Annotated in this window: 12 protein-coding genes; 5 read left to right on the top strand and 7 right to left on the bottom strand. The window is 63.3% G+C overall.

Annotation, left to right across the window (positions count from 1 at the left end; genetic code table 11):
• Nucleotides 1–31: 31 nt before the first annotated feature.
• Genes rlmH through RLO07_RS10515 form a run of 4 tightly spaced genes read right to left on the bottom strand, consistent with a single transcriptional unit; the run spans nt 32 to nt 2,780 of the window.
• Nucleotides 32–502, bottom strand: coding sequence for a 23S rRNA (pseudouridine(1915)-N(3))-methyltransferase RlmH (gene rlmH, locus RLO07_RS10530; RefSeq protein WP_462292100.1), 471 nt, complete (start codon nt 500–502; stop codon nt 32–34).
• Nucleotides 502–837 (bottom strand): ribosome silencing factor, encoded by a 336-nt coding sequence (gene rsfS / locus RLO07_RS10525; RefSeq protein WP_462292099.1) that lies wholly within the window; start codon nt 835–837, stop codon nt 502–504. The genes rlmH and rsfS overlap by 1 nt, the downstream gene beginning before the upstream one ends.
• A gap of 33 nt (nt 838–870) precedes the next feature.
• Nucleotides 871–1,527 carry a nicotinate-nucleotide adenylyltransferase gene (gene nadD, locus RLO07_RS10520; protein WP_462292098.1) on the bottom strand — a complete coding sequence of 219 codons (657 nt, stop codon included), beginning with the start codon at nt 1,525–1,527 and terminating at the stop codon, nt 871–873.
• Nucleotides 1,524–2,780, bottom strand: coding sequence for a glutamate-5-semialdehyde dehydrogenase (locus RLO07_RS10515; RefSeq protein ID WP_462292097.1), 1,257 nt, complete (start codon nt 2,778–2,780; stop codon nt 1,524–1,526). The genes nadD and RLO07_RS10515 overlap by 4 nt, the downstream gene beginning before the upstream one ends.
• A gap of 87 nt (nt 2,781–2,867) precedes the next feature.
• Between RLO07_RS10515 and RLO07_RS10510 the strand changes: the two genes are divergently transcribed.
• The 3 genes from RLO07_RS10510 (at nt 2,868) to bfr (ending at nt 4,368) form a co-directional block, all read left to right on the top strand.
• Entirely contained in the window at nt 2,868–3,506 is a 639-nt protein-coding gene (locus RLO07_RS10510) for a DsbA family protein (RefSeq protein ID WP_462292096.1), read from the top strand.
• 78 nt (nt 3,507–3,584) lie between these two features.
• Nucleotides 3,585–3,788 (top strand): bacterioferritin-associated ferredoxin, encoded by a 204-nt coding sequence (locus tag RLO07_RS10505; protein ID WP_462292095.1) that lies wholly within the window; start codon nt 3,585–3,587, stop codon nt 3,786–3,788.
• A 97-nt stretch (nt 3,789–3,885) separates the two neighbouring features.
• Nucleotides 3,886–4,368: a bacterioferritin gene (bfr, locus tag RLO07_RS10500; protein WP_462292094.1), complete on the top strand. Its 483-nt coding sequence runs from the start codon at nt 3,886–3,888 to the stop codon at nt 4,366–4,368.
• A gap of 49 nt (nt 4,369–4,417) precedes the next feature.
• Here bfr and grxD read toward each other — a convergent pair whose 3' ends face one another.
• From grxD to RLO07_RS10485, 3 genes are all read right to left on the bottom strand, one after another.
• The gene (gene grxD / locus RLO07_RS10495) at nt 4,418–4,747 is read right to left on the bottom strand and encodes a Grx4 family monothiol glutaredoxin (RefSeq protein ID WP_462292093.1); all 330 of its coding nucleotides are present in this window, start codon (nt 4,745–4,747) and stop codon (nt 4,418–4,420) included.
• Between the two features lie 155 nt (nt 4,748–4,902).
• Entirely contained in the window at nt 4,903–6,216 is a 1,314-nt protein-coding gene (locus tag RLO07_RS10490; protein WP_462292092.1) for a tetratricopeptide repeat-containing sulfotransferase family protein, read from the bottom strand.
• Complete coding sequence (locus RLO07_RS10485) at nt 6,213–7,103, bottom strand: trigger factor (protein WP_462292091.1); 891 nt, start codon at nt 7,101–7,103, stop codon at nt 6,213–6,215. Before RLO07_RS10485 ends, RLO07_RS10490 begins: the two co-directional genes overlap by 4 nt.
• Before the next feature lie 287 nt (nt 7,104–7,390).
• Between RLO07_RS10485 and RLO07_RS10480 the strand changes: the two genes are divergently transcribed.
• Nucleotides 7,391–9,703: a TonB-dependent siderophore receptor gene (locus tag RLO07_RS10480; RefSeq protein WP_462292090.1), complete on the top strand. Its 2,313-nt coding sequence runs from the start codon at nt 7,391–7,393 to the stop codon at nt 9,701–9,703.
• 14 nt (nt 9,704–9,717) lie between these two features.
• A complete protein-coding gene (locus RLO07_RS10475; RefSeq protein ID WP_462292089.1) occupies nt 9,718–11,211 on the top strand; it encodes a C69 family dipeptidase in 1,494 nt (497 codons plus the stop codon).
• The last annotated feature ends 12 nt before the right edge of the window (nt 11,212–11,223 follow it).

The following is an 11,223-nucleotide window of genomic DNA, read 5'->3' as shown; positions in this document are numbered from 1 at the left end:
GCTTGCGCGGTTACCGATCTGGGGGCGCGCCTCAGGGGCGATGATACGGGTGCCCGGCAGTGATTGTCCAAGCGCGATAGAGCTGTTCCGCCAGCAACACCCGTACCAGCGGGTGCGGCAGGGTCAGCGCACTCAGGGACCAGCGCTGTCGGGCCAGCGCCAGGCAGGCGCCAGAAAGACCGTCGGGACCGCCGATCAGCAGGCTGACATTGTCGCCGGACATCTGCCAGTTCGCGAGCCGCTGTGCCAGCTGCTCCGTGCTCCAGTTGTCGCCGCGAACATCGAGGGCGACGACCTGGTCGCCGGCGGGCACCGCCCTGATGATCTGCTCGCCCTCCCGCTCCCGCAGCGCTTCCGGTTTGCTGTCCCGGCCGCGACGGGCGAGTGGCAGTTCGCGCCACTGCAGGCGGATCTCCCGCGGCAGGCGCTTGCTGTATTCGGCCACGCCTGCGTCCACCCACGCCGGCATTTTGCCGCCAACGGTGATCACCGTCAGCCGCATCAGGACTCCTGTCGGATATCGACCCAGAGCCGCTCCAGGTCATAGAAATCGCGGGTCGCCGGCAGCATGACATGCGCCACCACATCGCCAAAGTCCACCAGCACCCACTCGCCGGGGTTCTCACCCTCGACGCCCAGAGGGCGCACGCCTTCCTTTTTGGCTGCCATGCAGACATTGTCAGCCAGCGACTTCACGTGTCGGTTGGAGGTGCCGCTGGCTATTACCAGGTAGTCCATGACATCGGTCAGCTGGCGGACGTCAAGGGTTACGATGTTGACGCCCTTGATCTCTTCAAGGGCTGCAACAACTAGTTCTTTCAGGGCTTCGGCTTGCATCCGGTCGGGTTCTCTCCAGTTGATCGTTTATCGTCAGCGGTACAGCTGATGGGTTTCAATATAGTCCAGTACGGGCTCTGGCAGCAGGTAGCGCGCGGACCGCCGCTCGCCGCAGAGGGCCCGGATCTCGGTAGAGGAAATCGCCAGGGGGCGCAATTCCAGCACCAGTATGCCACCTGCGGCCTGTGCCCGCAGCGCACTGGCATCCGTCATCCGGTGTCGCGCCAGCCATTCGGCCACCGCCCCGGCCCCGGGTAGATGCCAGCCCGGACGCGCTATGACGATGATGTGCGCATAGTCCAGCAGCGCCTGCCAGCGATGCCAGCGCTCCAGGCCCAGCAGCGCGTCGCAGCCCATCACCAGGCCCAAACTGCGCTCGGGGCCGTATTCGACCCGCAAACCCGCCAGGCTGTCGACTGTCCAGGATGGGCCACTGCGCGCCAGTTCGCGCCGATCGCAGATCAGCCGCGGCTCTCCCGCCACTGCCAACTCGACCATGTCGGCCCTCTGCTCCGCGGCACAGGCGGGCGCCTGCCGATGCGGCGGGTTGGCACAGGGCATCAGGTGCAGGCGTTCGAGACCCAGCAACTCCACCAGTTCCAGCGCCGAGCGCAGGTGGCCGTTGTGTATGGGGTTGAAGGTGCCGCCAAGGACGGCCACGGGGCTGGCGTTGGCCGCGGTCGCAGTCAACGGCGAACCTGCCCCTCGCCAAAGACAACATACTTCTGGGAGGTCAGGCCCTCCAGGCCCACCGGGCCGCGGGCGTGAAGCTTGTCCGTGGAAATGCCGATCTCCGCCCCGAGACCGTACTCGAAGCCGTCGGCGAAACGGGTGGAAGCATTGACCATCACCGAGCTGGAATCGACCTCCCGCAGAAACCGCATGGCGCTGGCGTGATCCCGGGTCACGATGCTGTCGGTATGCTGCGAACCATAGTGGTTGATGTGGGCAATGGCCGCATCCAGGTCGTCCACCACCCGCAATGCCAGCACTGGCGCCAGGTATTCCTCATGCCAGTCCTGTTCCGTGGCCGCGGTGATCGCCGGCAGCAATTCCCGGCTGCGCTCACAGCCGCGCAGCTCGACCCCCCTGGACGCGAACGCCGCCGCCAGCTGCGGCAGCAAACTGCCGGCTTCGGCCGCCGCCACCAGCAGGGTTTCCATGGTATTGCAGGTGCCGTAGCGCTGGGTCTTGGCGTTGAGCGCAATCTCCAGTGCCATGGTGTGGTCGGCACCAGCGTCTATATAGACGTGGCAGACACCATCCAGGTGCTTGATCACCGGCACCCGGGCATCCCGGCTGATGCGCTCGATCAGGCCCTTGCCGCCGCGGGGGACGATGACATCGACATACTCGGGCATGGCAATCATCGCCCCAACCGCGGCGCGATCAGCGGTAGTCACCACCTGTACCGCGGTGGCGGGCAGGCCGGCGGACTCCAGCCCCCGGGTGATGCAGGCGGCGATGGCCGCATTGGAGGCCAGGGCCTCGGAGCCGCCACGCAGGATGGTGGCATTGCCCGACTTCAGGCACAGGCTGGCCGCTTCCACCGTCACATTGGGACGGGACTCATAGATGATACCGATCACCCCGAGTGGTACCCGCATGCGCCCCACCTGAATGCCGCTGGGCATGGTGTTGACGTCACTGATGCGGCCCACCGGGTCCGCCAGGGCCGCAACCTGACGCAGACCGGCCAGCATGGCGTCAATGGCAGCAGGCGTCAGTTGCAGGCGGTCCAGCAGGGCCGCGTCAAGGCCCCGTTCACGGCCGCGGGCAAGGTCTTCGGCATTGGCTGCCGCCAGCGCCTCACGCGACTCGTCCAGCGCGGCACAGGTGGCCAGCAGGGCAGCATTGCGCTGCGCCGTAGGCGCAGCCGCAACCTGCCGGGACGCGGCGCGGGCAGCGCGGCCCAACTCCTGCATGTACTGCTCAACACTCATTACCGCTTACCGGACCCAGGACAAAGCACGATTATACCTGAAGGCCGCCGGACGTGTGCTACTCTGGATCAAAACACCGGAGCCGCCATGCACCCCCCACCCCTGCTCGAATGCTTCTACGACTGTTCCAGCCCCTGGACCTACCTCGCGTTCCACCGCCTCCAGCCACTGAGCGCGCGGCTCGACGTGCCCGTGCACTGGCGTCCGATCCTGGTCGGTGGCGTTTTCAATGCGGTCAATCAGGACCTTTATGCCGCCCGGGAAGGGATGTTCAATAATCCCCGGCGTCTCCGGCACTACCAGAAAGACCTGGCAGACTGGGCCGAATTCTGCGGCCTGCGCATCAACCATCCGGATGTATTCCCGGTCAACTCGGCGCGGGCGATGCGCGGAGCGCTGTATGCCGGGGACCAGGACCTGCTGGTGCCCTGGTCGGAAGCGGTGTTTGCAGCCTACTGGGGGGAGAACCGGGACATTTCCCGGCCCGAGGTGCTGGCGGACATTGCCGCCGGGGTTGGCCTCAACCCCGACGCCCTGCTGGCAGCGACCACTGACCAGGCCTACAAGGATCGACTGCGGGCAAACACAGACGAGTTGGTGGCGCGGGGAGGCTATGGCTCTCCCACCCTGTTCATCCAGCGCGATGACATGTACTTCGGCAATGACCGCTTGCCGCTGGTGGAGTACCGGCTGCAGCAACTGCTGGATCTGCCCGCAGACCAGTAATCACGGCACGCCGCTTGTTGACAACAATTCTCATTAGCATTAGTCTGGCAGGCAGTTTCAGTCGCAGGTGAACAGCGTATGTATGTATGTGTCTGCAAGGGAATTACCGACCATCAGATTCGAGCGGCTGCCCACGAGGGCGTAAGCTCGGTTGATGAATTGCGCGACTGCCTCGGCGTCGCCAGCCGCTGCGGCAAGTGCAGCGCGCTTGCCGCGGACGTACTGCACGAATCATTGCTTGAACAGCCCCCGGAACAGGCCCTGTTCTACGCCGCCAGCTGACACTGTCCGGACCTTCGCGCAGTATCGGTGGTTGACCCGGTCGCGCGATCCCTGCAAGCTCCCAACCCCAGTTCCCCTGTTTCCGCGGAGATTCAACGTGAAAGGCGACCCCCAGGTAATCGAACACCTCAACAAGATCCTCGGCAACGAGCTCGTTGCGATCAACCAGTACTTCCTGCACTCCCGCATGTACCGCGACTGGGGCCTGCAGGAACTGGCCGATCACGAGTACCACGAGTCCATCGACGAGATGAAGCACGCTGACCGGCTCATCCAGCGCATCCTGTTTTTGGAAGGACTGCCCAACCTGCAGGATCTGGGCAAGCTCCTGATCGGGGAAAACACGGCGGAAGCCCTGCGCTGCGATCTGAAGCTGGAACACCTGGGGCACAAGGACCTCAAGGAAGCTATCGCTCACTGCGAGGCGGTAGGCGATTATGCCTCCAGGGACTTGTTGGCGGATATTCTGGCAGGCGAGGAAGAGCACATCGACTGGCTGGAAACGCAGCTGGGCCTGATCGAGAGGATCGGCCTTGAGAATTACCTGCAGACCGCAATGCACACGGTCAAGCCTGACTGACAGGACTGACAGGCAGCCCACCGTGGGGCTGCCGTCAGCGGGGCTGCTGTCAGCTCGTGCTCTGTGCGGCAGCCGCTTCCTTTACCAGCGTCTGCAACTCGCCACTCTCGAACATCTCGTTGACGATATCGCAGCCTCCAATCAGCTCGCCGTTGATCCACAGCTGGGGAAAGGTCGGCCAGTTGGCGTACTTTGGCAGGTTGGCGCGAATATCCGGATTCGCGAGAATGTCGACGTAGGCAAAGCGCTCCCCGCAAGCCATCAGCGCCTGTACCGTCTGGGCGGAGAAGCCACACTGGGGCTGGTTGGGCGAGCCTTTCATGTACAGCAGAATGCTGTTGTTTGCGATCTGTTCTTTGATGGTGTCGATAATATCCATGGAGTATTCGGCCTTGATCGTGGTGGGTCGTAGGACCAGAAATGTGCCACAAAGTTTAACTGATTCGGAGACAAAACACAGGGGCAGGTGCCATTTCCGGTGGTGGAACCCGGGGCAGCCCATGCTTTTGGTGTTGCTGGCGACCGCGGGGCCCGCTACTGCGGATCGAACTGCCCGAGATGCCGCTCATGTGGTCGCCAGCGCGCAATGGCATTGCTGTGTATCGCTTGCCGCACCTGGGCGTGACTGGCGGTAAAAACTGGACGCTCAAGGGCCTCGGGCTTCAGCACCGCCGGGTCGAAGGGGATTTCGCAGGCGGCGAGCAGCTCGGGAATCCTCGACCCGGGTGCCCGCACCAGTGCCTCGTAAGTGATCTCCGTGAACGGCGGCGGCAGCACCACCCGCCAGTGCGCCAGCAATCGGTTGTGGCGCCGGAAAACACCGGCCATGGCGTCCAGGTCGTGATACCAGGCCTCATGGGCGGCGAAGTTCGCGGTGTAGAGTGACCAGGCCAGGGCCCGGGGGTCGCGCCGGCAGTGGACGATGGGGGCGCCCGGGAAGAGCAGCCGCAGAAAACCGGCAATTCGCGCGTTGGCCGGCAGCTTGTCCACGACCCAGCGGGCGTCAAGCCCGCGTTCGAACAACCCGTCCAGATAGCGTTCCCGGGCGCGCTCCAGCTCTGCCCGCAGTCTTGAATCTGCAGCCGCGGGCAGCGGATCCCCCGGACCGAGGCCCAGTCGCTGGCGGCAGGCATGTTCTACCTCGGGCCCCAGGGTCAGCTCGCCGCCGGCGCACGCCTGCGGGTGGGAGGCGAGTATCTGCTCCACCAACGTGGTCCCCGAGCGCGGCAGTCCGATCACGAATACCGGAGTCAGGTCGATCCCGGAAGGTGGCAGCGGAGCCTCGAACACACCGGGTTGCCAGTTGCCCAGGTCCGCTTCCAGCTGCCGTTCGGCGGCCTCCGCATCGTGCCGGATGCCGTGTTCGGCCAGCGTCGCCCGGGCCAGGTCGTTGGCGGCCCGGTAGTGACTGAAAGCAGCGTCCGCAGCCCCTGACCGCTCAAGCAATCGGGCCCTGGCAAAATGAATGTTGATGCGGTCCGCCGCAGGCAGCTCCCTGCGTCCCGTCAGCTCGGCAATGTGACGCTGCTCGGCTTCACTGACCCGGGTGTCATCCAGGTCCACCAGGTTGTACAGCGCCTCGCCCGAGTCTGGCTGCAGGGACAGGGCCCGACGATAGCGCCGCAGCGCTGCGTCGACATCACCCCGCGCCTTGCTCGCATGACCGGCCACCAGATGGGTGAAGGGATGCCCGGCGAACCTGTCATCCAGAAGAACCTGCAAGGCCGACAGTGCTGCCAGGTCCTGCTCCGCCAGCAGAATCCGGGCCAGGCGCTCGTGGATGGCCGGATCGTGAGGCTGCCGCGACGCCTCCTGCTGTAGTGCTCGGCGACCCGGCACAATGCTCACGAGACGTCTGCGGCTGCGCCCAGGACCAGCGCCCGAAGGCGGTCCGCTGCCACCGTTTCATCGGTTATGCGACAGCGCTCGAGAAGGAACCGGACCACTCTTTCTTCCAGCAGCGGTGACTGCAGTTCAGCCATCGCGGTCGGGTGATCCAGATAGTAGTCGATGATCTCGTCTTCGTGTTCGGGGTCGCCGTCGGCGACACGTTCCACCAGCTGCTCGACCTCTGCCCGGGGCACCTCGATACTGTTGCGATGGGCAATCTCCGACAGCAGCAGAGCCAGCCGGATCCGGCGCTCGGCAATGATCGCAAGCTCCTGATCAGTCGCCGGATCCGGTTCCTCGCCCACTGCGTCGCGATAGCCGGCGACGACCCGGGCGTGCTCGGCGGCGACCATTTCCTCCGGCACCGGAAATCGGTAGTGAGCGATCAGTGCATCGAACAGCTGGCGCCGGACGTGTTCCGCGGAAAGCACGGCGCTTTCGTTGTCGCCAACGCTGGTCTGGAGTCGATGTATGCTGATTTCCGGCATCTCTCCCAGCTCGATCTCGGGGACTACATCGACCTTGAGCAGGAACGTTTCCGGGGCTTCATTGTCGATTCGTATCGATGGACGGGAGCGGGGAGAGAGGCCCCGCTCCACTATCAGGCCCCGGGTGACGCTGATTGCCAGGTGATCGACGACACCCGCGCGCAGCCGCTTGCCGTGATGGGTACGCAAAACCGACAGGGGCGCGCGGCCGGGCCGAAAACCCGGCACTGCCAGTTTGCGCCCGGACCGACGCAGGCGTTCATCAATGGCCGCGCGGACGCGCTTCGGGTCGAGTTCGATCCGATATTCGTGACTCAGTCCGTGCACCTGTTCGGCAATGATTCGAGCGGGCTCCATGGTGTTTTCCAGCTGGCTTGTGGGTTCGCCGCGCAGTATAGCAGTGGCCGGACACGCGGCGAATTGGCTCTCGCGCCTCGCATAAGGTAGACTGTGCCCATTCGCGAAGAAAAAAATCAATATGACATTCACATGTCGTATTCGCATTTCTATTTGCGGCCACAGAGCCCGCGCGAAACACGGCAGGATTTTTCAGCTGACAAGCCGCCTTCGAGACGCCGAGACAGAAAACGGCGCCTGTCGACCATATTGTGTTTTTTTATTCCGCAGCAAAGGGTTTTCACACCATGTCCAGTCAATCGAGTATACGCAGCCGCTATTTTCAATCCCTACTCACTTCCACCGCGCTCATCTCCGCCAGCACTGTCAGCAGCGGGGTGTCCGCCCAGGAACCGGTGCAGCAGGCCAACCAGGGCCGCGCCCTTGAAGAGATTGTTGTCCGCGGCGTCGCACGCAAATTTCGCCCGGAAGAGCAGAACTCCGCTACCGGCCTGAACATGGCACTGATTGACACACCTCAGTCGGTCACGGTGATTACCCCGGAAATGATGAACACCATCAATGCCAAATCCGCCTACGAGGCCACCGATATGGTCCCCGGCGTGCAGCGATCCGGTTTCGGCTTCGGCTTCGAGCAGATCGTGATGCGGGGGATTTTCAACGGCACCCATCGCGTGAACAACATTCTCCTCGGTAACGATCTGACCTCGATTGACTCCTACGCTGCCGAGCGCCTGGAGATCGTTCGCGGCCCGGCGACCGTCCTCTACGGTGTTACCGGCTCGTTCGGCGGTGAAATCAACTCGATACTGAAGAAACCACTGCGCACCCCACGAGCAGAGGTCGGCGTCGAATTCGGCAGTTATGACACGCAGAATTACTCCGTTGATTTTGGTGGCCCGCTCAACGACGCAGGCACCGTCTCCGGGCGCCTGGTGGCCAAATACGGCGAATATGACCTGCCGCTCGACATCGATGGCGAAGACTTTCCCAACTACCAGTTCATGGTGATGGGCTCAGTGGCCTGGGACATCACGCCGATGACAACCCTGCGGGTGACCCATTTCCATCAGGAACGCAACATGGACCCTTGGGATGGCGGTGCCCTGGTCGAAAACCCGGATGGCACGCTGGCCATGCCCGATACGGATCCCGAACAGTGGTACTTCTCGCATCCGGACCAGTCCAAGGAAACGCTGGACATGCAGTTCGGCATCATCGAGCTCGAACACCAGCTCGCCAGTGGCTGGAACTCCACCACCCAGCTGGCCTGGAACAAATACGATGAAGACCTCTCCTATTTCTATCCCTTCGGCCCCTTTGGCGCGTACTCGCTGGGCGACGATGAGATCTACATCTACACCTACGATGTTGAGCGTGACGGCGAGGAACTCACGCTGCGCCAGTCACTGGGTGGCGATTTCGACCTGTTCGACAAGAATCACGAATTCTTCCTCGCGGTGGAATACAGCGACAATCAGGAGCCGGACCGTTTCCAGCTGCTGAACTCCGCATTCCAGGGCTTCGGTACCATTGACATGTACGGCGACGGCTACGACGGTCAACCGCGCTTTGCCGACGGCTCCGAGTTCAATCCGATCGCGGGCAATCGCGAGGAGATATTCGGTGTTCGCCAGGTCCTGCTCGACGAAACGGAAGACCTGTTGCTGAGTGCGCAGGTGCTGCTCAACCCGACGGAACGCCTGCAGCTGATGCTCGGGGTGCTCTATCAGAAGAACAACAGCAGCACCACCGTGCCAATCAACTCCGGGGTCGTGAACAATCCACCGGAAGTGACCCGAGTGGGCTTCGAGGAAGAGGTATACCGTTTCGGTGCCACCTACGACATTGTCGACAACCTGGGCTTTATCGACGACGCCAGGGTGTACTACAGCTACAGCGAGGGTTTCGAGCCGCAGACCTTCAATGATGCCGACGGCAACACGGTCAGCGCACCCCAGCAGATGGAGCAACACGAAATCGGCCTCAAGACCGAGATGTTCGACGGTGCGGTCGCAACCTCGCTGGCGTTGTACGACTACGAGATCACCAATATCCAGGTTTCCAGCGCCTTCCTCGGCTCCTTTGGCGGTTTCGGCAGTACGGTACTGGAAGGTCTGCAGGAGGCTACCGGTTTCGAGGCCGAGATCATCGGCGAAATCCTGCCGGGCTGGAACGTGTCCGCAAATTACGCCTGGTCCGACATCGATATCGTCGACCCCAACAGTGGCTCGGCGCCGCCACGGACCACCCCGGAACATTCCGGCGCCATCATCACCACCTACGAGTTCCTTGAGGGTTCCATGGCAGGACTGCGCATTGGCGCCACGCTCAAGATCAGCGGCGACTACAGCTTCATCGACGGCCCCACCAACGTCGGCCGCTTCGGTGCCCTGGAGGACGGCGCCCACGAGCGCGTTGACCTGCACGCCTCTTACGCGCCGCGTTCAGGCCGGCTGGAGAATTTCGAGTTCTACGCGAATTTCAACAACGTGTTCGACGAGGACATCCTGGTGGCCAAGCAGGGCAACCCGGGCTACGGCATCATGTTCATTGACCAGCAGCGCATGACCGTGGGCATGCGCTACATCTTCGAATGATGCGCCCGGTAAGCATGATACGGACCGTTCGATCGGGTTTCTGCCTGATCCTGGCACTGGGGTTCGCCGTTCCGGCGGGTGCCAGCTACGGGATCTATGTCGGGCGCGATCTTACGGCCGATGGCAGTGTGCTGCTCGGCGGCACCGGCGAGGAGGTCTCCAGTCACTGGCTGGAGATCGTTCCCGCGCGGACGCACCCCGAGGGCACCACGATCTCCGTTGGCGTTGACGAGCGCGCCAACTACCCGGGCGAGTTCATCGAGATTCCGCAGGCCCCCCGGACCGCGAAATACATCACGATGAACTACACCGATTACGAAGGTTTCCCGCCGCCGTTGACCAACGGCGGCCTCAACGAGCACGGCGTCGCCGCGCGCGACATCTGGGCTCCCTCGCGACCCGAACTGGCCGCGATGACCCCGGAACCCCAGCACGGCCCCAACTATTCGGATCTTTCCCGCATCGCCATGGAACGTGCTACCAGTGCCCGCGAGGCGGTGGCGATCATCGGTGCACTCATGGACGAGTACGGCTACTCCACCTACGGCGGCAATTCGCACCTGTTTGCGGACGCGAAAGAAGGATGGGTGGTACTCAACTTCGCCGGTGGCCAGGGTCTGTGGATCGCGCAGCGTCTGGGTCCCGATGAGGTGCGCATGTCCTATCCCGGCTATATTCACGAAGTACCGCTGGATTTTCGCGAGCGCGACGACTGGATGGGGTCGGACAACTTCATCTCCTTCGCCACAGAGCAGGGCTGGTGGGACCCGGAGTCCGGCAAGCCCTTTGATGCCAATGCGGTGTACGGCAATGGCCAAGGTCGCTCCGACGGCGTTCGCATCATCGAGCAGCGGCTGCACCAGCAGGCGCAGAGTGGCGGTGTCACCCTGCGGCAGATGATGGATGCTGTGCGCGATCCGCTGATCTCGTCCGACGCGGCAGGGTACGGGCAGGTAGCCCACATCCGTCGGCAGGATCCGCATCCGGAGCTGAAGATGCTCTGGGTGGCGCCTACCGGCTCGGTGACAGCACCCTTTGTTCCCTACTGGATTGCCGGATCCGAAGTGCTGCCGGAGTTCGGCAAGCATCGCTACCTGACCAAGGGGCAGGCCTCGACCTTCGTCCGTCCGGAATTCGCGATTCAGGAGGCATCCCGGTTTGCAGGGCGCCTGTTCAAGCGCTTGATGTACTACACCTGCGATGCCCCGGAGCGATTCCTGCCCGAGGTTACCGAGGCGCTGACGGCGTTCGAGAACCACAGCATCGAGCAGGCAGTTGCCATTGAGGCGCGCTCGCTGGCGCTGTTCAGGGCTGGGGAACCCGAGATGGCGCGAGGCGTGATAGACGACTATTCGTCATCCCGGGCCCGGGCGGCGCTGGAGCTGGGTGACGCCCTGCTCGGCAGCATCGAGGCCCGGCACCGGCTGCTGGAGGATTCGAAGGTTCCCGTGGACACGCGGGAAATCGGCACCCGCCACGGCCCCTATGTGAACTGCCGCCTCGACTGATGGATCAGCCTG

The organism is Haliea sp. (assembly GCF_040221975.1).
Lineage (GTDB): Bacteria > Pseudomonadota > Gammaproteobacteria > Pseudomonadales > Halieaceae > Haliea.
This window is presented reverse-complemented; position numbering and strand designations above follow the sequence as displayed.